The organism is Stenotrophomonas sp. P5_A8 (genome assembly GCF_056400545.1).
Window position 1 is genome coordinate 1 of sequence record NZ_JBFULB010000033.1, and the last position, 20,515, is coordinate 20,515.

At 66.8% G+C, this 20,515-nt stretch carries 21 protein-coding genes; 11 read left to right on the top strand and 10 right to left on the bottom strand.

The window, feature by feature from the left end; translation table 11 throughout:
- Nucleotides 1-1,460 (bottom strand): Tle-like phospholipase domain-containing protein (locus AC1DQP_RS04235; RefSeq protein ID WP_478051158.1); only part of this gene is annotated, 1,460 nt, incomplete at its 3' end.
- 110 nt (nt 1,461-1,570) lie between these two features.
- On the opposite strand from AC1DQP_RS04235, the gene AC1DQP_RS04240 reads away from it, so the two are divergent.
- Entirely contained in the window at nt 1,571-2,440 is an 870-nt protein-coding gene (locus AC1DQP_RS04240; RefSeq protein ID WP_478051159.1) for an ankyrin repeat domain-containing protein, read from the top strand.
- A gap of 30 nt (nt 2,441-2,470) precedes the next feature.
- Here the strand turns inward: AC1DQP_RS04240 and yegS are convergent, their stop codons facing one another.
- The 4 genes from yegS to AC1DQP_RS04260 all read right to left on the bottom strand — a co-directional run bounded on the left by yegS (nt 2,471) and on the right by AC1DQP_RS04260 (nt 5,169).
- Nucleotides 2,471-3,400 carry a lipid kinase YegS gene (gene yegS / locus AC1DQP_RS04245; RefSeq protein WP_478051160.1) on the bottom strand — a complete coding sequence of 310 codons (930 nt, stop codon included), beginning with the start codon at nt 3,398-3,400 and terminating at the stop codon, nt 2,471-2,473.
- A gap of 230 nt (nt 3,401-3,630) precedes the next feature.
- Entirely contained in the window at nt 3,631-4,113 is a 483-nt protein-coding gene (locus tag AC1DQP_RS04250) for a GNAT family N-acetyltransferase (RefSeq protein ID WP_457319233.1), read from the bottom strand.
- 9 nt (nt 4,114-4,122) lie between these two features.
- A complete protein-coding gene (gene rpe, locus AC1DQP_RS04255; RefSeq protein WP_478051161.1) occupies nt 4,123-4,800 on the bottom strand; it encodes a ribulose-phosphate 3-epimerase in 678 nt (225 codons plus the stop codon).
- A 39-nt stretch (nt 4,801-4,839) separates the two neighbouring features.
- Entirely contained in the window at nt 4,840-5,169 is a 330-nt protein-coding gene (locus tag AC1DQP_RS04260) for a J domain-containing protein (RefSeq protein WP_256776550.1), read from the bottom strand.
- Between the two features lie 142 nt (nt 5,170-5,311).
- Here AC1DQP_RS04260 and AC1DQP_RS04265 point away from each other — a divergent pair, with 142 nt between their 5' ends.
- The 8 genes from AC1DQP_RS04265 (at nt 5,312) to AC1DQP_RS04300 (ending at nt 13,164) form a co-directional block, all read left to right on the top strand.
- Nucleotides 5,312-6,238, top strand: a complete 927-nt coding sequence (locus tag AC1DQP_RS04265) for a phosphoribosylaminoimidazolesuccinocarboxamide synthase (RefSeq protein ID WP_457319230.1) — start codon at nt 5,312-5,314, stop codon at nt 6,236-6,238.
- Nucleotides 6,239-6,361: 123 nt separating this feature from the next.
- Entirely contained in the window at nt 6,362-6,847 is a 486-nt protein-coding gene (locus AC1DQP_RS04270; protein WP_312235910.1) for an Mpo1 family 2-hydroxy fatty acid dioxygenase, read from the top strand.
- A gap of 409 nt (nt 6,848-7,256) precedes the next feature.
- Nucleotides 7,257-10,085 carry a monovalent cation/H+ antiporter subunit A gene (locus tag AC1DQP_RS04275; RefSeq protein WP_457319231.1) on the top strand — a complete coding sequence of 943 codons (2,829 nt, stop codon included), beginning with the start codon at nt 7,257-7,259 and terminating at the stop codon, nt 10,083-10,085.
- Nucleotides 10,085-10,474, top strand: a complete 390-nt coding sequence (locus AC1DQP_RS04280; protein WP_256777751.1) for a Na+/H+ antiporter subunit C — start codon at nt 10,085-10,087, stop codon at nt 10,472-10,474. The genes AC1DQP_RS04275 and AC1DQP_RS04280 overlap by 1 nt, the downstream gene beginning before the upstream one ends.
- The gene (locus tag AC1DQP_RS04285) at nt 10,471-12,006 is read left to right on the top strand and encodes a monovalent cation/H+ antiporter subunit D (protein WP_457319232.1); all 1,536 of its coding nucleotides are present in this window, start codon (nt 10,471-10,473) and stop codon (nt 12,004-12,006) included. Before AC1DQP_RS04280 ends, AC1DQP_RS04285 begins: the two co-directional genes overlap by 4 nt.
- Nucleotides 12,003-12,509: a Na+/H+ antiporter subunit E gene (locus AC1DQP_RS04290; RefSeq protein WP_256776543.1), complete on the top strand. Its 507-nt coding sequence runs from the start codon at nt 12,003-12,005 to the stop codon at nt 12,507-12,509. The genes AC1DQP_RS04285 and AC1DQP_RS04290 overlap by 4 nt, the downstream gene beginning before the upstream one ends.
- Entirely contained in the window at nt 12,506-12,790 is a 285-nt protein-coding gene (locus AC1DQP_RS04295) for a K+/H+ antiporter subunit F (RefSeq protein ID WP_256776542.1), read from the top strand. The genes AC1DQP_RS04290 and AC1DQP_RS04295 overlap by 4 nt, the downstream gene beginning before the upstream one ends.
- A complete protein-coding gene (locus tag AC1DQP_RS04300) occupies nt 12,787-13,164 on the top strand; it encodes a Na+/H+ antiporter subunit G (protein WP_256776541.1) in 378 nt (125 codons plus the stop codon). The genes AC1DQP_RS04295 and AC1DQP_RS04300 overlap by 4 nt, the downstream gene beginning before the upstream one ends.
- A 254-nt stretch (nt 13,165-13,418) precedes the next feature.
- Here AC1DQP_RS04300 and AC1DQP_RS04305 read toward each other — a convergent pair whose 3' ends face one another.
- Both AC1DQP_RS04305 and AC1DQP_RS04310 read right to left on the bottom strand, forming a co-directional pair.
- A complete protein-coding gene (locus AC1DQP_RS04305) occupies nt 13,419-14,375 on the bottom strand; it encodes a sodium:calcium antiporter (RefSeq protein WP_457318137.1) in 957 nt (318 codons plus the stop codon).
- 120 nt (nt 14,376-14,495) lie between these two features.
- Nucleotides 14,496-15,116 (bottom strand): hypothetical protein, encoded by a 621-nt coding sequence (locus tag AC1DQP_RS04310; protein ID WP_457318136.1) that lies wholly within the window; start codon nt 15,114-15,116, stop codon nt 14,496-14,498.
- A 132-nt stretch (nt 15,117-15,248) separates the two neighbouring features.
- Here AC1DQP_RS04310 and AC1DQP_RS04315 point away from each other — a divergent pair, with 132 nt between their 5' ends.
- Nucleotides 15,249-15,794, top strand: a complete 546-nt coding sequence (locus tag AC1DQP_RS04315) for a hypothetical protein (protein WP_457318135.1) — start codon at nt 15,249-15,251, stop codon at nt 15,792-15,794.
- Nucleotides 15,795-15,963: 169 nt separating this feature from the next.
- Here the strand turns inward: AC1DQP_RS04315 and hmgA are convergent, their stop codons facing one another.
- Both hmgA and hppD read right to left on the bottom strand, forming a co-directional pair.
- The gene (gene hmgA, locus AC1DQP_RS04320; protein ID WP_457318134.1) at nt 15,964-17,265 is read right to left on the bottom strand and encodes a homogentisate 1,2-dioxygenase; all 1,302 of its coding nucleotides are present in this window, start codon (nt 17,263-17,265) and stop codon (nt 15,964-15,966) included.
- Between the two features lie 88 nt (nt 17,266-17,353).
- Nucleotides 17,354-18,424, bottom strand: a complete 1,071-nt coding sequence (gene hppD, locus AC1DQP_RS04325; protein WP_457318149.1) for a 4-hydroxyphenylpyruvate dioxygenase — start codon at nt 18,422-18,424, stop codon at nt 17,354-17,356.
- Between the two features lie 173 nt (nt 18,425-18,597).
- On the opposite strand from hppD, the gene AC1DQP_RS04330 reads away from it, so the two are divergent.
- Entirely contained in the window at nt 18,598-19,089 is a 492-nt protein-coding gene (locus AC1DQP_RS04330; RefSeq protein ID WP_259208875.1) for a MarR family winged helix-turn-helix transcriptional regulator, read from the top strand.
- Between the two features lie 30 nt (nt 19,090-19,119).
- Here the strand turns inward: AC1DQP_RS04330 and AC1DQP_RS04335 are convergent, their stop codons facing one another.
- Nucleotides 19,120-20,256: a hypothetical protein gene (locus AC1DQP_RS04335; RefSeq protein ID WP_457318133.1), complete on the bottom strand. Its 1,137-nt coding sequence runs from the start codon at nt 20,254-20,256 to the stop codon at nt 19,120-19,122.
- Between the last annotated feature and the right edge of the window lie 259 nt (nt 20,257-20,515).

Here is a 20,515-nt window from a genome sequence, read left to right on the forward strand (position 1 = left end):
GCGCGCGCCTCGCCGGCAGCGTGGGTCGCAGTGGCGCCGCGGCTGAGTTCTCTGGCGGTGTCGTCCATGCCCAATTTGCCCGCTCCCCAAGACGCGAGCGAAAGCACGCCGGACTGCACCCTGCTTTCCACGCGGTGGCGTGTGGACTCGATCATGCCGGTCAGCTCGCGGCCCTCGGCATACACCGTCGTGGTGGCTTTCGCGCCGACCTGCAGCGTGGTCGATCCCATATCGACCACTTTGCCGAGCACCATGCCATTGACCCGCGCAACCTGCGCTACGCCGTCGCCGGTCTTGTCCAACCCGTGCGCCACCACCGCGCCTGCGCGCTCGACCTGCTCACCGACCACGCGCCCGTCATGCATGCCATGCGCAGCCGCGTGCAGCACCTTGGACAGCGGTCCGGCCAGTTCGGCCACCTGGCTCGGAGCATCCGTACGCGCGCGGTCCACCAGCTTGCCTTGCGCATCATGGGTCTTGGGGTCGAGCACGATCTCCATGCGGCCAGCGGCCACCGGAATGTTGCGCAGCGCCTCATAGCCCGGCTTCGTGGCCAGTTGCTCCACAAACTGCGCGGCGGCGGTCTGCGCGCCGGGCGGCAGCATTTCGCGCATCTTCTCGGCGACCTTGGCCTGCATCATCGGCTCGCGCAGCAGCAGGCTGGCCTCGTTGGCCAACAGGCCATAGGCATGCCGCTGCTGCGCGTTCAGACGCTGCATCCCGTTCTGCACATCGTTGAGCACCTCCCCGCTGGTCTGGTAGGTGTGCACGCTCTGCTCGGGATTGAAGGTCGGCAGGCCGTTGTCTTTGGCAAAGCGCGCCGGCGTATCGGGGTGCAGGCCGGCGGCGTTGAAGGTGGTGGCGCGTGCACCGGTGACAGCCGATGCCGCGGAAGCCATACCGCCGCCTAGGGAGTGGCCGGCGATTTCGAAGCCGCCAGGAACTTGCCGATCAATGGTTGCGGCCAGTCGCATGGCGCGATCGTAGTAGTCACTACGCATCCCAATTCCCTGCTGACCGTTGTTGAGGAAATCTTCTCCGCCAGACTCGCGCCGACCTCCTGGTGCTGACGGGTCGATAATCTCGCCAGTTGACCCTTTGTAAACAACAACTGGCTTTGCGGCCTCTCCGAACACAGCCTTGTCAGGTATGTATATCTCGGCGCGAAAGCCCGACTGAGGGGGTTGCAGCATGTCCCGAAGCTCATCGTCTGACAGGTTGATGCCTGCAGCCCTGAGCGCGGCGGGATCATCGGTTGCGCGCGACCAGCCCTCAGGGGGCTCGCCCTGGCCCTTGGCCGAGAGATAGACGTCGGCGGCAAGGCCTGACATCTCGCGTGCGTGATACGTTTCCTGGAGTCGATCGGCTTCGCTGTCGTTACCGCTCTCGCGCAACTGCCGGACAAGAAGGTTCTGTCCCTGGACGGCGCGGGCACGCGCCTCGATATCTGGACCACTCATGGCAAGCTCCATTGCACGGTGAAGGCGCGCGCCCCCGAGACGCGCTGTTTATGGAATAGCAAAACACTTTGCTAATGTCACCCCTTTAGTGGCTAAACGTCAGGATGATCATGCGCGCAAGTCTTCACAACACCATGACAAAGGCGATATTAGGCGCTGCGTGGGTCACGCTTTTCTTGATCAATGGATGCGCCGCTTCGTCTTCACATGGCGCCGGCGACTACTTTGAAGGAAAGGCGTTGCAGCTAGCCATAGCGGCTGAGCGAGGCGACGCGGACGCCGTCCGCCGGTTGATCAAAGATGAAGGGGTAAATCCCAACACGACCTTCGCCCGGCGCGACGGGATTCCACTGGTGGCGTGGCCACTACGCACCGGCAGTCTGGATGGTTTGCGCGCTCTTTTGGACAATGGAGCCGATCCGAATGCCCGCGAAGTGAAGCAGATGAACGGCCGGGAGATCCACTTCAACAATGCGATGGTCTATGCGGCGAAGATGGATGATCCGCGATTCCTGGAAGTACTCCTGAAACATGGCGGAGATCCCAATACACGAAATTCCGCGAATGAAACCTTGATGCTGCAAGCGTTCCTGAGTGGAAACCAGTGGAAGAACATCCAGACACTGGTGCAGCATGGCGCGAAGATCAACGAGTCGAACCTCYCCAGGGGCGGTGACACCGTGCTTAGCTGGTACACGGGCCGAGGCGGCTTCGATTCTGCCTATTGGCTGCTCGAGCACGGTGCCGACCCTGCGATTTCGACGCATTCTCCGCCTGGGTCAGACATTCCGCCCCGCCAGATGATGGTCGAAGACATCTACTGGGAGATCACCACGCCCGACCTGCTGCCCTGGCAGAAGAAATGCCAGCAATGGTTGATCGCTCGCAACATCCCGCGACCGCCGATGCCCGAGCACATCCGAAAGAAGCGTGAAGCCTTCAAGTTCCCCAGCAAGGAGGAAGACATTCCACTGCTGTGATCCGGCACGCGCAGAGCACCCGCCCACAACTCACCCACCCAGCAGATGGCTCCCCGGATGCAGATGCATCCGCACCCGTGACGCCACGCATTCAATCCGGAAGTGCGTTGCCTGCACCGGCTCGCCATCCAGATTCAGGGTGATCGGCTCAGCCGCCTCGATCTCCACCCACGGCGCACGCGTGCGCTCGGCCACCTGTTCCAGCGCCCCCTGCTTGCCGCCCTTGATCAGCGCGGCGAAGGTCGAGGCGACTTCGCCGCTGAGTTCGGGGATGACCGTGACATCCAGCAGGCCATCGTCGACCACCGCGTCCGGGCACAGCACCTGTCCACCGCCGGCCTGACGGCCGTTGCCGATGCCCAGCGCGATGAAGCCGCCTTCCCAGTCGAAATCCGGGGTGCGCAGTCGCGCCCGGATCGGGTCGATCCGGCCCAGCCGCGAGATGCCGGTCACCAGGTAGGCCAGCCCGCCAAGCACCTTCTTCAGGCCTTCATCGGTCTCCACGGTGACCTCGGTTCCGAAGCCGCCGCTGGCCACGTTGGCGCACCACCAGCGCTCGCCGTCGGCGTCGATGTTGAGCAGGTCGATCGGGCGTGCCAGCGCCTGTTCGATCAGGGTCAGCGCCTCCAACGGGTCAGCCGGGATGCCGGCGGCCGTGGCGAAGTCATTGGCGGTGCCCAGCGGCACCAGGCCCAGCGACGGCAGCGCGTCGGCCGACTCGGGGCGATGGGCCAGGGTCTCGGCCACTTCGCTCAGGGTGCCATCGCCGCCGGCGGCAATGATGGTGTCCACGCCATGCTCGATGGCCTCGGCGACATAGCGCTCGGCATCGCCGTCCTCCCAGGTGACCCGCACCTCCAGCACCACGCCGCGCTCGCGCAGGGCGTGCACGGCCTCGCGCAGGTCCACGTTGCCGGTGGCCTTGCCGTTGAGGATCAGACGCCAGTGGGGATTACGCATGCAGCACGACCAGGGCAGTGGGGAAGCGCAGGCTAGCAGCGGCTACCGTGGTGCCCGGTGAACGTCATCAAACGGTCACCGGACGCCCGGAGAATGGAAGTCCATAGCAGGGACGATGGATGGAGGCAGGATCAGCCTCCGAGTATTCCCAGGGCCGCATTCCGTGAGGGTGCGGCCTTTTTTTCGACCCGCGATGAGCGCAGCCGACCAACGGTCGGCTCTACAGGTGCTCAGCCTTCGGCGAAGGTCCGCAGCGCCTCGCCTTCCATCCGGTACACGGTCCACTCGCTTTGCGGCTTTGCACCTGCGGCCTGGTAGAACGTGATGGCCGGTTCGTTCCAGTCCAGCACCGACCACTCGAAGCGCCCGCAGTTCTGCGCCACGGCGATGCGCGCGATGTGCTGCAGCAGCGCCTTGCCGGCGCCGCTGCCGCGGCAGTCCGGGCTGACGTACAGGTCTTCCAGGTAGATGCCGTTGCGGCCCAGCCAGGTGGAGTAATTGTAGAAGTACACCGCATAGCCGATGGCGTTGCCGTCGGCCTCGCAGATCAGGGCATGTGCCTTGGCATCGGGCCCGAACAGGCTGGCGCGGATGCCGTCCTCGTCGGTCTGCACCGAGGACTCGGCCTTCTCGTAGAGGGCCAGTTCGCGGATGAAGCGCAGGATCAGCGCCGCATCGTCAGCGGTGGCCACGCGGATGTTCACGGCAGCCACCGGCATGGCTCAGGCCCTCGCCTTGGCGACGTTGTGGCGCATCTGCGCGATCACGTCCTGGTAGCTGATCGGCGCGTTGAAGATCGCCGAGCCAGCCACGAACGCGTCGGCACCGGCAGCGGCGATCGCGCCGATGTTGTCGGCCTTCACGCCCCCGTCGATCTCCAGTCGGATGTCCCTGCCGCTGGCATCGATCTTCTTGCGCACTRCACGCAGCTTGTCGAGCGCCGAGGGAATGAACGCCTGGCCGCCGAAGCCCGGGTTGACCGACATGATCAGCACCAGGTCCAGGTCGTCCAGCACCCAGTCCAGGATGTCCACCGGGGTGGCCGGGTTGAGCACCACGCCCGGCTTGCAGCCCAGCGAGCGGATCAGCTGGATGGTGCGGTGCACGTGGCGGCTGGCCTCCGGGTGGAAGCTGATGTAGGTGGCGCCGGCCTCGGCGAAGTCCGGGATGATGCGGTCCACCGGCTCGACCATCAGGTGCACGTCGATCGGTGCGGTGATGCCGTGCTTGCGCAGCGCCTGGCAGACCATCGGGCCGATGGTCAGGTTGGGCACGTAGTGGTTGTCCATCACATCGAAATGCACCCAGTCCGCACCGGCGGCGAGCACGTTGTCCACTTCCTCGCCGAGGCGGGCGAAGTTCGCGGACAGGATGGAGGGAGCGATGATGCAGTTGGACATGGCCGGGGCCTTCGGTACGTGGAATGGGGCCGCGCGCGCTCAGCGCTTGCGCAGGGTCTTGATGCGGTCGTAGGCGGCGTTGAGCAGCCGTGACTTGCGCTCGGCCTGCTGGCGCAGCTCCGGGGCGGCGCCGACGACCTTGTCGGGGTGGTACTGGGAGATCAGCCGGCGGTAGGCCAGGTCGACCTCGGCGTCGGTGGCCTCGGAGGTCAGCCCCAGCTCGCGGTAGGGGTTTTCCTTGTTCAGGCGGAACCAGTCGGCGTCGAAGGCATGCCCGATCAGCAGGCCCACTACGGCACCAAACAGCGGATTGGGCCTGAACAGCAGGGCCCCGGCGATGAATCCGAGCAGTTTTCCGTACCAGCGCATGAGGGTCTGGGCGGCCGTGGCAACAAAGGAGCCTCATTTTACGTCACAGCGGGCCCAACCGGCTTTACACTAGGCCGCCCGCTGTCTGTGCGGGCCCTCAGGGTCCCTTGGACGGCTGTCATGACAAGCCCCAGGAGTGCCCGTGCCGACCACGTTGTTGCAATCCGATCTCCCCGGCCTGCCCTTGCGCCATCGCGGCAAGGTGCGTGATGTTTTTGACATTCCGCGCGACCGGCTCCCCGCCGGCACGCCGCCGGGGGACTACCTGCTGATGGTCGCGACCGACCGTCTGTCGGCCTTCGACGTGGTGCTGCCCGATCCGATTCCGGGCAAGGGCGAAATGCTCTGCCAGGTCTCCAATTTCTGGTTCGCCAAGACCGCGCACCTGATGCCCAACCACCTGACCGGCATCGACGTGGCCAGCGTGCTGCCCGACGGCGTCGATGCGGCGCTGTACGCCAAGCGCGCGGTGGTCACCCGCAAGCTCAAGCCGGTGCCGGTGGAGGCGATTGCCCGCGGTTACCTGATCGGCAGCGGCTGGAAGGACTACCAGCGCACCGGCAAGATCAGCGGCATCGAGCTGCCCGATGGCCTGCGCCAGGCCGAGCAGCTGCCCGAGCCGATCTTCACCCCGTCGACCAAGGCCGCCGTCGGCGACCATGACGAGAACATCGATTTCGATGCGATGGTCAAGACGGTCGGTGCGGACCTGGCCGAGCGCGTACGCGATGCCACCCTGCGCATCTACAAGTTCGCCGCCGATTACGCGCGCGAGCGCGGCATCCTCCTGGCCGACACCAAGTTCGAGTTCGGCACCGATGAAGACGGCCGCCTGTACATCATGGACGAGATGCTGACCCCCGATTCCTCGCGCTACTGGCCGGCCGACGAGTACGAGGTGGGCACCAGCCCGCCGAGCTACGACAAGCAGTTCGTCCGCGACTACCTGGAGACGCTGGACTGGGGCAAGACCGCCCCGGGCCCGAGCATTCCGGCTGAGATCATCGAGCGCACCCGCGCCAAGTACGCCGAGGCGCTGCAGCGGCTGGCGGGTATCTCGGTCGACTGACCCCCACTGCGTCCCCGGCCCCGCGCCGGGGACGCGGTTTTAGATGCCCGACGCCGACGGAATCGCCAATCCCCGGCCGGCCGGCCCCCACAGCGCTATGCTCTGCTGATCCTGGGAGGGAACATGGCCACCACCACCACCGTCGCACGCCCGATCGACCGCTACTTCGCCAGCTATTCCGACGACCACCGCAATGTGCTGAACCAGCGCATTCACGTGGTGGCCGTGCCGGCGATCCTGTGGTCGGTCGTGGCCCTGCTGTGGTGCCTGCCGCCGCTGATCACCTGGTTCCAGAACGGGATCTGGGCAGGGTTTGCGATGTTCGCCGCATGGTGTTTCTACAACCGGCTGTCGCGCCCGCTGGGCATCGGCATGCTGGGGATGCTGTTCGTGTTCGGCTGCCTGTGCCGACTGCTGGAGGCCGAGATCGGCCTGCATAACCTGCTGTGGACGGCGGTCGGGGTGTTCGTGGTGGCCTGGGTGGCGCAGTTCGTCGGCCACAAGTACGAGGGCCGCAAGCCCAGCTTCCTGACCGATCTGACCTATCTGCTGATCGGGCCGGCGTGGGTGCTGGCCAAGGCATATCGGCGGCTGGGCATTCGGTACTAGTCCCGCGCTTGGGGAGGGTCGGGTTGCCGGCCAGCGGCCTGCACTCCGCGGCCGTGCAACACCGACGGATTTTCCTGAACGAAATGGATGCTCACTGGCGCTCTACGGGGTGGCGTCCAGCATCGTCGTGCGCGGCGTTCGAAGGCAGGCAGCCGTTCATGTTCCTCGCCCCATGCGTGGCCCGCCAGCCCCTGCCGTTACTGGCGCCTGACCCGCGCGACGGGCCAGATACGGCAAAGTCACCATGGGACTTCCATACGGCGTTCAGCACTCTCGAATGGGCGCGCGACAGGGGCTGAAAAAATGAATCACGCACGTTACAAGCAATTGCTGGCGTATTCGGGTCTATCGGCAGCAATTGACTGCCTGTTAGACTAAACGGCCTGCTCGTGAATCCCGTATTCCCTGCATGAATCCCAGCCTGCTCCTGCTGCTCGCCCTGCCGTTCATCATGGCCGTGGCGGTCGCTTCATTCCGCCGCACCTCCCGCTCCACGGCCGCCTGGTTGGCCGCGGCCGCCCCGTTGGGCGGACTGGCGTTGCTGGCCACGATGACCCCCGACATCCTTGCCGGCGGGGTCGTACGCAGTTTCGGCCAATGGCTGCCGCAGATCGGGCTGGCCTTCTCGCTGCGCCTGGACGGGCTGGCCTGGATGTTCGCCGGGATGGTGCTGGCCATCGGCGCGCTGGTGGTGATGTACGCCCACTACTACCTCAGCGCGCGCGACAGCGCCCATCGCTTCTACTGCTACCTGCTGCTGTTCATGGGCGCCATGCTCGGCATGGTGCTGTCAGGCAACCTGTTGCTGTTGATGGTGTTCTGGGAAATGACCAGCATCAGCTCGTTCCTGCTGATCGGCTTCTGGTCGCACCGCCAGGACGCCCGCGAGGGCGCGCGGATGGCGCTGGTGGTCACCGGCGGCGGCGGGCTTGCCCTGCTCGGTGGCGTGCTGCTGATCGGCCGCATCGTGGGCAGTTTCGAACTGGATGCGGTGCTCGCTTCCGGCGATGCCATCCGCGCCAGCGCGCTGTATCCGTATGCGCTGTTCCTGGTGCTGGCCGGCATCTTCACCAAGAGCGCGCAGTTCCCGTTCCACTTCTGGCTGCCGCAGGCGATGGCCGCGCCTACCCCGGTGTCGGCCTACCTGCACTCGGCGACCATGGTCAAAGCCGGTGTGTTCCTGCTGGCCCGGCTGCATCCGGCACTGTCGGGCACGGATCTGTTCTTCTACACGGTCAGCGGGATCGGGGCGATCACCCTGCTGATCGGGGCCTGGAACGCGATTTTCCAGCATGATCTGAAGGGCCTGCTGGCCTATTCGACAATCTCCCACCTGGGCCTGATCACGATGCTGTTCGGGCTGTCGGCGCCGATGGCGGTGGTCGCCGGCGTGTTCCACATCCTCAACCACGCCACGTTCAAGGCCTCGCTGTTCATGGCCGCGGGCATCATCGACCACGAGACCGGCACCCGCGACATGCGCAAGCTCGGCGGACTGCGGCGGTTGATGCCGTTCACCAGCACGCTGGCGATCATCGCATCGCTGGCGATGGCCGGCATTCCGTTGCTCAACGGCTTCCTGTCCAAGGAGATGCTGTTCGCCGAAGCGCTCACCGCCGGTGGCCCGGAAACGATGCGCATGGCAATGTCGATCGCCGCGCTGCTGGCCGGCGTGTTCGGCGTGGCCTACAGCCTGCGCTTCGTGCACGACACCTTCTTCGGTGATGGCCCGCACGACCTGGACCGCGTGCCGCACGAGCCGCCGCGCTGGATGAAGGTGCCGGTGGAAGTGCTGGTGGTGGTGTGCGTGGCGGTCGGCGTGGCCCCGGCGATCACCATCGCCCCGGTGCTGCACGCCGCCGCCTCCTCGATCCTGGGCCCGGCGATGCCGGCCTACAGCCTGTCGGTGTGGCACGGCTTCAATACGCCGCTGATGATGAGCATCGCCGGGGTGATCGGCGGCATCGCGCTGTACTTCGGCCTGCGCCGCCTGATCGACCTGCACGCGGTGGTGACCCGCGCGATCGGCCGCAACCTGTTCCACAAGCAGCTGGACCTGGTGTTCGGCTTCGCCCACCGGCTGACCCAGGCGCTGGCCAACGGCAGCCTGCAGCGGATGCTGATGGCGCTGGTGGTGGTGGCGATCATCGTCGCGCTGGCCCCGTTCGTGGCCGATCCGGGCTCGCCCAACTGGCCCTCGCCGCAGCCACTGCCGCTGCTGGGCTGGACGCTGTGGCTGGTGATGATGGCCTGCGCGGTAAGCGCATTGTTCGTCTATCGGCAGCGTCTGCTGGCGGTGCTGGTGATGGGCGGGGTCGGGCTGATGGTGTCGCTGACCTTCGTGTTCCTGTCCGCCCCAGACCTGGCCCTGACCCAGTTGCTGGTGGAGATGGTCACCCTGGTGCTGATGCTGCTGGGCATGAACTACCTGCCCACCCAGTCGGCGCCGGAACATTCGCGCTGGCGCAAGCGCCGTGATGCGCTGATCGCGGTGATCGGCGGTGGCGGCCTGGCCGCGCTGGCCTACACCGCGATGACGCTGCCGCCCAACACCATGGCCGGCGAGCTGGTCGCGCGCGCCCTGCCCGAAGCCTATGGGCAGAACGTAGTCAACGTGATCCTGGTCGACTTCCGCGGCTTCGATACCTTCGGTGAAATCACCGTGTTCGGCATTGCCGCGCTGGTGGTGCACGCGATGCTGCGACGCTCACGCATGGCGCCGGAGCAGATCATGCCGGGCCCGCCGATCAAGCTGCCGGTGCCGGCCGATCTGGCCCAGATCATGTTCCCGCTCACGCTCACCGTCTCGATCTTCCTGTTCCTGCGCGGCCACAACGCGCCCGGTGGCGGCTTCATCGCCGGCCTGGTGCTGGCCGTGCCGCTGCTGATCCAGTACGTCATCCAAGGCACCACCTCGGTGGAGTCGCGGTTCGGCTTCGACTACATCCGCTGCATCGGTGCCGGCCTGCTGATCGCCATCGTCAGCGGCAGTGCCTCGATGCTGTTCGGCGTGCCGTTCCTGACCAGTGGGCACCTGGACCTGCATATCCCGCTGATCGGTGAGGTGCCGCTGGCCAGCGCGATCGGGTTCGATACCGGCGTGTACCTGGTGGTGTTCGGCGGGGCGATGCTGATCCTGTCGATGATGGGCACGATCAAGCCCTCGCGTACCCGCAACGCCCGCAAGGGCGAGATCGATCCCAACCGTCGTTCAGCAGAAACCGGGGAGATGCACTGATGGAACTGGCCCTGGCAAGCGCGATCGGCATATTGAGTGCGATCGGCATCTACCTGCTGCTGCGTGCGCGCACCTTCGACGTCATCCTCGGGATGACCTTCCTGTCCTACGCCACCAACCTGCTGATCTTCGCCGGTGGCCGCCTGGTGTCGGGCAAGGCGCCGGTGCTGCGTGAGGGCATCGACAGCGACCTGGGCAACTACACCGATCCGCTGCCGCAGGCGCTGGTGCTGACCGCCATCGTGATCGCCTTTGCGATGACCGCCGTCAGCATCGTGCTGGCCATGCGCAGCCGCAGCGACAACCACAGCGACCACGTCGACGCGCACGAAGAAGAGGCCGACGACGCCCCCGCCGATACCGCCCCCGGCCGGGAGGGCGGCGCATGAACCATGCGGTGATCCTGCCGATCCTGATTCCGCTGTTCGGCGCGGCCTGTTCGTTGTTCGTCGAGCACCGCCGCTATGGCCCCCGGGTGCAGCGCGCGGTGGCCTGGACCACGCTGACTGCGCTGGCCGCGGCGGTGGCACTGCTGTTCTTCCAGACCGCCGATGGCAGCATCGCGGTATACCTGCTCGGCGACTGGCCGGCACGGCTGGGTATCGCGCTGGTGGCCGACCGGCTGTCGGCATGGATGCTGGTGACCACGCTGCTGCTGGCCATTCCGTGCCTGCTGCATGCCTGCTCGGGCTGGGATCGGCGCGCACCGCATTTCCACGCGCTGTTCCAGTTCCAGCTGGTCGGCCTCAACGGTGCCTTCCTCACCGGCGACATCTTCAACCTGTTCGTGTTCTTCGAGGTGATGTTGATCGCCTCCTACGGCCTGCTGCTCAGCGGCGGGCGCGGCCTGCGCATGCGCATCGGCCTGCATTACGTGGTGTTCAACGTTACCGCCTCGACCCTGTTCCTGATCGCGCTCGGCCTGCTGTATGCCTCGCTGGGGTCGCTCAACATGGCCGAACTGTCCCAGCGCATCGCCGAAGTACCGGCCTCGCACCTGGTGCTGGTCAAGGCCACCATGGGTTTGTTGCTGCTGGTGTTCTGCAGCAAGGCTGCGCTGATGCCGTTGTACCTGTGGCTGCCCGAGGCGTATGCGCGCGCACCGGCCGCGGTGGCTGCGCTGTTTGCGATCATGACCAAGGTCGGCCTGTATGCGGTGCTGCGGGTCAGCACGCTGTGGTTCGGCGAGGATGCCGGCCCGATGGCCGGCTACGGCAGCGACTGGCTGCTGTGGGCCGGCGTGGCCACGCTGGTGCTGGGCGGCCTGGGTGTCCTGGCGGCCGCGCGCCTGCGGGTGATGATCTCCTACCTGGTGGTGGTGTCGGCAGCGACGCTGTTCATCGCATTCGCCGTGCGTACCCCGCAGGTGCTGTCGGCCGGGCTGTATTACCTGCCGCACAGTACCTTCGTGGCCGCCGCACTGTTCCTGATCGCCGACCTGATCCGACGCCGTCGGGGCGGTGCCAGCGACAAAAAGGAAATCATCGCGCCGATGCCCGGCAAGCAGACCCCGGCGGTGCTGTTCCTGATCGGCGCGGTCGCGGTAGCCGGGCTGCCGCCGCTGTCCGGCTTCCTGGCCAAGGCCGCGCTGCTGGCCGGGATGCCGGCCCAGTACACCGACGTGGTCTGGACCGCGGTGCTGGGCAGCAGCCTGATGGTGATCGTGGGTCTCACCCGTGGCGGCATCCGCCTGTTCTGGCGCGTGCCGGTGCAGGAGGAAGGTGTGCCGCCACCGCGCAAGGCGCCCACCCGCACCGTCGAACTCATCGCCGCCGCGCTGCTGCTCAGCTACGGCATCGCCATGAGCCTGTTCGCCGGCCCGCTGATGCAGCACACCGATGCGATGGCCAGGCAGCTGCTGCAGCCGAAGGAATACGTGGGTGAGCTGCGCGCCACCACGCCGGAGATCCGCCAGCCATGACGCACAAGCCTTCGCTGTACAAACGCGTGATTCCCTCGCCTTCGCTGAGCGTGATGGTGGTGGCGTTCTGGCTGCTGATGTCCGACAGCTTCACCGTCGGCCAGTTCGTGCTGGGCATGCTGCTGGGCCTGGTGGTGCCCCTGTTCGCCGCGCGCCTGGACCGCGAGTTCGCCCGCATCGGCTCGCTGCGGCCGGTGCCCAAGCTGGTGTTCGTGACGCTGTGGGACATCCTGGTATCCAACATCCGCGTGGCCATCCAGGTACTCGGCCCGGAGCGTCGCATCCACCCCGGCTTCATCTGGCTGCCGCTGGACATCGCCAACATCCACGGCATCGCCGCGCTGACCAGCATGATCACGCTGACCCCGGGCACGGTATCGGCGGCGTTGTCCGACGACCGCCGCTACCTGCTGGTGCACGTGCTGCACCTGGACGACCCGGACGAACTGATCGCGCAGATCAAGCGCCGTTACGAGGCCCCGCTGATGGAGATCTTCCCATGACCGGTTACACCTTCATCCAGACCACGATGGCCGTGTGCATGCACGTGGTCGGGCTGGCCATGCTGCTGGCCACCTGGCGCCTGCTGCGCGGCCCGACCGTGCCCGACCGCATCCTCGCGCTGGACACGCTGTCGGTGACGGCCATTGCCGAGCTGATGCTGTTCGGCATGTACCTCAACTCGGCGGTGTATTTCGAGGCGGCCTTGATCATCGCCATGCTCGGCTTCGGCAGTACGGTGGTGCTGAGCAAGTTCGTGCTGCGCCGGGATATCGTCGAATGATCACCTTCATCCAGATCGTGCTGTCGATCCTGCTGCTGTTCGGCTGCTTCTTCATCCTGGTCGGCGCGCTGGGCCTGGTGAAGCTGTCGACGTTCTTCAAGCGCCTGCACGCGCCGACCAAGGCCAGCACCCTGGGCGTGGGCTGCGTGCTGGTGGGCTCGGTCTGTTACCACATCTTCCTGGGTCAGGATCCGCAGCCGCGCGAGCTGTTGATCACCGTATTCCTGTTCATCACCGCACCGATCAGCGCACACATGATGGCCAAGGCGGCGCTGTCGCTGATGATGGAAAAGCGCCCGAGCCTGCCGGGGCATGAAACCGCCAAGGAAGAACAGTTGCCGCCGCCGCGACCGGAAGGCGATCAGGCGCCGTAATGAGGGAGACGGATAGGTTCCGGACCGGGATCGGATACCGGGCCGAACCCGCGTGGAACCGACCATTGGTCGGCCGCCGCCAATCCCGCGCGTAGAGCCGACCGTTGGTCGGCTGCACCCCAATCCCGCCCGTAGAGCCGACCGTTGGTCGGCTGCACCCCAATCCCGCCCGTAGAGCCGACCGTTGGTCGGCTGCACCCACATCGCAACCGGAGCAGCCGACCAACGGTCGGCTCTACGGGACGCGGCCTCGTTCAGCCGCCTCTGACCAGCGCCAGTTCCAACCCGATCCAGGCCAGGAATGCCACCACCAGCACGCCCCCTTCGCGGCGGCTGACGGTGAGGTCGCCACGCAGCATTGGGTACAGCACCAGCACGAAGGCGATCGCCGCCGGCAGCTCCAGCTTCACGAACGACGCGGGCACCGCCAGCGGCCGCAGCGCGGCCATGCCGCCCACCACCACCAGCAGATTGAACAGGCTCGAGCCAATCACGTGGCCCAGCACCATGTCGCCCTGGCCACGGCGGGCGGCCGCGATCGCCGCCGCCACTTCCGGCAGCGCGGTGCCGATGGCTACCGGCAGCAGGCCCACCAGCAGCGGCGACCAGCCCAGCCCGGCACCGAACACCGGCGCGGCCTGCACGATCCAACGCGCGCCGTAGTACAGGCACAGGCCGGCAAACAGCAGGCGCAGCACATTGAGGAAAAGCCCGGTGCGGGTCATCGCATAGCCGGCGATGGCCTCGCGCACCGGTTCGGATTCCCGCCGCGCACGTCGCAGCACGAACACCAGCACGGCCACGAAACCAAGCAGCAGCAGGCCACCCTCCCAGCGCGTCACCACGCCGTCCAGGCCGAACACGATCAGCGCCAGGCTGGCCACGGCGAGCAGGATGAGCAGGGGCGAGAGCAGCCGTGCGCGGACCAGGAGGGGCGCGGCCAGCGCGGCGAGGCCGAGGGTAAGCCCGACGTTGACGATGTTGCTGCCGACCGCGTTGCCCAGTGCCAGTTCTTCGGCCCCGACCACGAACGCGCGGGCATTGACCACCAGCTCGGGGAGCGAGGTACCGAAGGCGACCAGCAGCAGCCCGGCCACGAACGGCGAGGCGCCGAAGCGCTGGGCCAGGCCGGAGGCGGCCTTGACGATCGAATCGCCGCCCAGTGCGAGCAGCAGCAATCCCAGCAGGAACCACGCGGTAGCAGCAATCATCGGCACATCCCCAGGCAGCAATGGCCCGATTCTAGAGCCAGCGTGCGCGCAGGGGGTGAGGAAACCGCCGAAGCGGGGGTGCAGCGGCGCGGCCCGCTCCGGGCACGCGCCGCCACCGGCTTACGAACAGCCTTCTACGTAGTCGACCTGCGGGGTCTGGCCGACCCGCCAGGCGGTGACATTGCCGTCGCCGCCGATCTCGAAGTTGATCAGCGCGCCGCCCTCGGTAGCCGGGCGCACACGCAGGTTGTGGCCCTTCTCGTCGTACTTGTGCGCGGTGACGTCACCCCGATCGGGATAAAGCGTCTGCAGCTGGCCCAGCGACATGCCGACCTTGCCACCGCCGGGTGCGGCGATGCGGTCGTTGCGCACGTCGTAGCGGACCAGACGCTTGCCTTCGATCATGAAGACGACATCGTCAGCCTGCGCGCCTTGCGGTCGCAGCGCGTGGCAGTAGTCGTCGGGAACGTCGCCCTGCAGGGGTTCCTTCCACGCGGTGCGCACCTGCTCCAGCGTGCTGCCCAGTGCGATCGCGCCGTAGCCGTCAAGCCGCGCCGGACCGGTGGCGGCCGCGGCGTCGGGGCCGGCAGCCGCACCCTTGTCTGGCGCAGCGCCGACAGCCGGCGTGGTCTGTGCCGGCGCGGCCGCCTCGGCGTCCTTCGACGGGGTTTCCGGGCTGCGCCCGCAGCCTGCCAATGCCAGCACGATGCCCAGTGCCAAAACGCTTCCCAGCTGCTTCATGTGATGTCCTCCAGTCAGTGCCCGGCAGACTAGCGCGATCCCCGTGCAGCGGTTGCATGCAGTGACGCGATTGTCATCGCCGTTTCACCTGCCGCGTTCAGGCTCGGCCTGCACCGCATCGACCCCACGCCCATGCAACCGCGCAAGACCGACCTCGCCCGCACCGCCCTGCAGGCTCACCGCGCGCCACTGGACATGCGCCAGCGCCGCCTGCTGATCCTGTGCGACGGCCAGCGCGACCTGCCCCAGCTCAGCGCGATGATCGGCGCAGAGGCGTCGGCCATGGTGATCCAGCTGATCCAGGCCGGGTACCTGGTGTCCACCGCGCCAGCAGAGCCGGCCCCGCTGGCGGCGCCGGCCAGTGCGCCCGGGCCCGGGCCCGCACCCTCACCGGCTGCGCCCCCGCCCACCGAACGCCGTCGCTCGCTGGTGGCCGCGCGCATCTACCTGCTGGGCATCCTTGAAATGCAGCGCCACCCGCAGGCCGCCGCGCTGTTGCACGCGTTGCAGCGCGCGCGCAGCGACGAAGACGTCATCGCCTCGCTGCACATCGCCCTGACGGCGCTGCCGGGCCTGACCTCGCCCGGGTATGCCGAGCGGGTGCGGCAGCGCGTGCTGGAGGTGTTGCCGGAAGCGCATGCCGCGCAGGTGCAGCAGACCGTTGTTGCAACAGCCTGAGGCAATGGTCAGTTGAAAAGGCACTGCATGGAGGGGATTGCTCGGTGTCCACGGTGGGTACACCGTCTGGTCCACCGCGTCGCCGAGGGCGTCATGCTGAGCGCCGCCCTGCCCTGCCCCTGCCACGCGACGTGACTCGCGCCGGCCGCCTCGGCGGCCCGCGTTGCAATCACGCCGTGAAGTTCGCCTTCAACCCCTTCCAGCACTGCTGGTAACCGCGCTGCCGGTGCGCGGCGTCCATCGCCTGCGCGGTGGGACGGATCACCCCACGGGTTTCGAACATGAAGGCCATGGTGTCCTTGATCACGTCCGGTTTGCTCAGGTCAGCCGCCGAGGCCTTGTCGAAGGTGGCCGCATCCGGACCGTGGCCACTCATGCAGTTGTGCAGCGAGGCGCCGCCGGGCACGAAGCCCTCGGCCTTGGCGTCGTAAGCACCGTGGATGAGGCCCATGAACTCGCTGGCGATGTTGCGGTGGAACCACGGCGGCCGGAACGTGTCCTGCGCCACCAGCCAGCGCGGCGGGAAGATGGCGAAGTCCATGTTGCTGGTGCCGGCGGTATCGCTGGGCGAATGCAGGACCAGAAAGATCGACGGGTCCGGATGGTCGTGGCTGATCGAGCCGATGGTGTTGAAACGACGCAGGTCGTAGCGGTACGGCGCGTAATTGCCGTGCCAGGCGACCACGTCCAGCGGCGAATGATCGATGTCGGCACGCCACAACTGCCCACCGAATTTGGCGATCAGTTCGAATGCGCCATCGATATTCTCGAACGCGGCCTGCGGGGTTTCGAAATCGCGCGGATTGGCCAGGCCGTTGGAGCCGATCGGCCCCAGGTCCGGCAGCTTCAACAGCGCGCCGAAGTTTTCGCACACGTAGCCACGTGCCTGACCATCGGGCAGTTCGACCCGGAAGCGCACGCCACGCGGGATCACCGCGATCTGCTGCGGTTCGATCTCGATCACGCCCAGCTCGGTGAGCAGGCGCAGTCGCCCCAGCTGCGGCACGATCAGCAGCTCGCCGTCGGCGTTGTAGAAGTAACGGCCCTGCATGTCGGCGTTGGCCGCATACAGGTGGATGCCCACGCCATGATGCGCATCGGGCGAGCCGTTGCCACCCATGGTGTACAGGCCATCGATGAAATCGGTGGGGGTGGGCGGCAGTGGCAGCGGGTCCCAGCGCAGCTGGTTGGGCGACACCGCGCCATGCGCGAAATCACCGTGCAGGTGCGGCTGCGCATACGCGCTGAACTCACCGTGCGTCACCGCCGGACGGATCCGGTACAGCCAGCTGCGCCGATTGCTGCCGCGCGGCGCGGTGAACGCGGTGCCCGAGAGCTGTTCGGCATACAGCCCATGCGCCACCCGCTGCGGCGAGTTGCGGCCCACCGGCAACGCACCGGGCACCGCCTCGGTGGCGAACTCATTGCCGAAACCGGTCTGGTAACCGTGTGCGTCCATCGGGTTGTTCATGGTCCTGCTCCGCCGGGGCGAGTGGGGGGTGACGCCAACGACCGCAGCCCGCCGTGCAGCGGGCTGTGGCCCTGCAAGCGTAGCGGCTTTACAGCACGCCGCGCTTGATCTGGTCGCGCTCGATGCTCTCGAACAGCGCGGTGAAGTTGCCTTCGCCGAAGCCTTCATTGCCCTTGCGCTGGATGATCTCGAAGAAGATCGGGCCGATGCAGTTGGTGGTGAAGATCTGCAGCAGCTTGCGCTGGTGGGTCTCCGGATCGGCATCGATCAGGATCTTGTTCTTCGCCAACCGCGCCACGTCTTCACCGTGGTTGGGCACGCGCATGTCGATCACGTCGAAATAAGTGTCGGGGGTGTCGAGGAACTCCACGCCCTGGGCGCGCATCGCTTCCACGGTGTCGTAGATGTTTTCGGTGAAACAGGCGATGTGCTGGATGCCCTCGCCCTTGTAGGCGTCCAGGTACTCGTTGATCTGGCTCTTCGGATCGGAGGACTCGTTGAGCGGAATGCGCACGATGCCGTCCGGGGCGGTCATCGCCTTGGACACCAGGCCGGTCTTGAGGCCCTTGATGTCGAAGTAGCGGATCTCGCGGAAGTTGAACAGGCGCTCGTAGTAGTCCGACCACTGCTGCATGTTGCCGAAGTACAGGTTGTGGGTCAGGTGGTCGATGAAGGTCAGCCCGAAGCCCTTGGGACGCGGGTCCACGCCCTCGATCGGGGCGTAGTCGGTGTCGAACATGCAGCCATTGGCGCCGTAGCGGTCCACCAGGTACAGCATGCAGTCGCCGATGCCCTTGATGATCGGCGCGGCCACCGCGCGGGTTTCCGGCTTGAAGTCGATCGCTTCGGCACCGTTGCCCAGCGCCATCTGGTAGACCTCATCGCCCGGCTTCTTGAAGCGGATGGCAAAGCCGCAGGCGCACGGGCCGTGCTTGTCAGCGAAGTCCGAGGCGAACGAATCGGGTTCTTCATTGACCAGGAAATTGACGTCGCCCTGGCGGTATACGGTGATGGCGCGCTGCTTGTGGCGCAGTACCGCGGTGAAGCCCATCTTGCGGAAGTAGGCGTGCAGTTCGGCGCCACGGCCGGCCGGCGCGGCGAACTCGACGAACTCGAAACCGTCGATGCCCATCGGGTTTTCGAAGGTGGTGACCTGCATGCCCGGGTCGGGTGCGTGGGACGCGGTGCTCAGTTGGCTGCTCATGATGTGGCTCCAAAGCAAGTCCGCATCGGAAAAAACCAGGTGCGGTGGGGCGGCAGACCCGCGAGAATGCGGTGTCCGGAACGTAGGTTATAGTTTCACATGAAACCACCATCAAGGTGCACCGCAGCATGAGCCCGCCCGATCCCAGCAGCCACAGCATCCGCGCCTCGCACGCCCTGCTCGACCTGGAGCAGTTCCTGCCCTACCGGCTGAGCGTGCTGTCCAACCGGGTCAGCGGCAATATCGCCAAGCTGTATGGGGACCGTTACGGTCTGGCGATCCCGGAGTGGCGGGTCATCACCATCCTGGCGTTATACCCGGGCTCCTCGGCCAGCGAGGTTTCCGACCGCACGGCGATGGACAAGGTGGCCGTGAGCCGGGCCGTGGCCAGACTGCTCGAGCGTGGCTTCATCAAGCGTGAAACCCATGGCGACGACCGCCGTCGCTCGGTACTGGCGCTGTCGGCGGCCGGGTTCGAGGTGTACGAGACCATCGCCCCGCTGGTGATCGAGATCACCCGCAAGCTGATGTCCGTGCTCAGCGAAGAGGAGGAACAGATGCTGGAGACGCTGATCCTGCGCCTGGCCGGGGAAGGCCTGCAGAAGATGGACCAGGGCTGAGGGCAAGCGACGCCGCTGGGGCGTTGCGGGTCAACTCAGGTGCTTGCGCCGGGCATGCACCCACGGCGCGGCCAACGCGCCGATGGCGCCACCGGCAAACGCCAACGAGGCGGCCACCACGGCCGCTTCGATCGCATTGGGCAGGGCCAGCGCGGCCAGCACCAGCAGCGCCGAGGGCAGGCCGATGAAGGTGGCCATGAAGTAGCCCCACCGCGGCGCCCACGTGCCCACCTGAAGCAGGCTGACCGGCATCCACGTTTCGGCCGAGGCGTCCTGCTGGACCTTGGCGGCGACCCGGGTCAGGTCCACTTCCACCGGGCCCTTGCCGGTACGCGCGATGGCCAGCATCTGCGCCACCTCTTCGACCGGCGGGAACGACGTCGGCCACGTGCCCGGCGCGCTCACGCCGTAGGCGGTCAACACCGGCACGCTGATCCACGGCGCCAGCAGCGGCCGCAGCTTGCGCCGGTCGAGCACGCACCAGAGCTGGCTGACGCCGTTGGCGACCACGCCATACAGGGCCAGCTGGCCCGGTTCGGGATACGGCAGCAGGTGCACGCGCGCCGCCATGCTGTCGTAGCCCATCTGCCGCAGGAAACCCGGGCGGGTGCGCCCCTCGTGTGCCCAGGCCAGGCCCAGCGCGGCGACCAGGTAGGCTTCGGCCGGGTCCTTGGCCCCGGCACTGGCGCGGTCGTCGCTGGCCAGGAAGAACGCCAGGGACTTGGGCTCGTCCACGTCGCCGCTGTCCCAGCGCCCGGCATCGCCCAGTACGTGCTTGAGCGGCAGGCGCGCCGGTGCGGTTTCGGCCTTGGCCGCGTTCTGCAGGAAGGGCAGCACCGACAGCACGAAGCCCTGCAGGTCCACCGCGCGCACGCCGCTGCCCTGCCAGTCGGCCGGCAGCAGGCCGGCCAGGGCCGGGTTGCGTGCCAGCACGTCGAGCTGGGCTTTCTGCTCGACCAGCTTCTGCACCGCGGCCTTCAACAGCACGTTGTCCGGCACGGCCACCAGCGGCAGCCGGTAGCGGATCGCGCCGGGTGCGGGGGTGTCGGCGTCGGGCGCATCGCCAGCGCCATGATCGTCGAGCAGCACATCCACCGGCGGCAGGCTCACGCCGGTCGGGGCCTGGAGGGTGGTATCGGAAGTGCTGTCGCTGGTGCCCGTCTGCATGCGTATCGATCCGTCGGTTGTGCGCCACGAACAGCGCGGCATGAGGTCCTTGGAGGTAGCGGCAAGGGCAGCAGGAAATGAAGGGTTGCCCAGGTGGGTGGATCCACGCCATGCGTGGTTGCCGCGTGCAGCTCGGCACCATGTCGCAACAGAGCGCAGCCGCGCCTGGCGTGGCTCTGCGCGCCAGGCCGATGGATAGCTCCAACCGGCAGACTGGAAAGTTCTTCTCCCATCTGAAGGGAGCGTCTTGTTGCAAGGG

Coding starts and splice junctions, on each gene's coding strand:
- AC1DQP_RS04280 (WP_256777751.1), top strand. CDS start 10,085: ATGGAACTGGCCCTGGCAAGCGCGATCGGCATATTGAGTGCGATCGGC.
- AC1DQP_RS04310 (WP_457318136.1), bottom strand. CDS start 15,116: ATGAAGCAGCTGGGAAGCGTTTTGGCACTGGGCATCGTGCTGGCATTG.
- yegS (WP_478051160.1), bottom strand. CDS start 3,400: ATGCGTAATCCCCACTGGCGTCTGATCCTCAACGGCAAGGCCACCGGC.
- AC1DQP_RS04290 (WP_256776543.1), top strand. CDS start 12,003: ATGACGCACAAGCCTTCGCTGTACAAACGCGTGATTCCCTCGCCTTCG.
- AC1DQP_RS04275 (WP_457319231.1), top strand. CDS start 7,257: ATGAATCCCAGCCTGCTCCTGCTGCTCGCCCTGCCGTTCATCATGGCC.
- AC1DQP_RS04260 (WP_256776550.1), bottom strand. CDS start 5,169: ATGCGCTGGTACGGAAAACTGCTCGGATTCATCGCCGGGGCCCTGCTG.
- hmgA (WP_457318134.1), bottom strand. CDS start 17,265: ATGAACAACCCGATGGACGCACACGGTTACCAGACCGGTTTCGGCAAT.
- AC1DQP_RS04315 (WP_457318135.1), top strand. CDS start 15,249: ATGCAACCGCGCAAGACCGACCTCGCCCGCACCGCCCTGCAGGCTCAC.
- AC1DQP_RS04270 (WP_312235910.1), top strand. CDS start 6,362: ATGGCCACCACCACCACCGTCGCACGCCCGATCGACCGCTACTTCGCC.
- AC1DQP_RS04285 (WP_457319232.1), top strand. CDS start 10,471: ATGAACCATGCGGTGATCCTGCCGATCCTGATTCCGCTGTTCGGCGCG.
- hppD (WP_457318149.1), bottom strand. CDS start 18,424: ATGCAGGTCACCACCTTCGAAAACCCGATGGGCATCGACGGTTTCGAG.
- AC1DQP_RS04300 (WP_256776541.1), top strand. CDS start 12,787: ATGATCACCTTCATCCAGATCGTGCTGTCGATCCTGCTGCTGTTCGGC.
- AC1DQP_RS04305 (WP_457318137.1), bottom strand. CDS start 14,375: ATGATTGCTGCTACCGCGTGGTTCCTGCTGGGATTGCTGCTGCTCGCA.
- AC1DQP_RS04295 (WP_256776542.1), top strand. CDS start 12,506: ATGACCGGTTACACCTTCATCCAGACCACGATGGCCGTGTGCATGCAC.
- AC1DQP_RS04335 (WP_457318133.1), bottom strand. CDS start 20,256: ATGCAGACGGGCACCAGCGACAGCACTTCCGATACCACCCTCCAGGCC.
- AC1DQP_RS04330 (WP_259208875.1), top strand. CDS start 18,598: ATGAGCCCGCCCGATCCCAGCAGCCACAGCATCCGCGCCTCGCACGCC.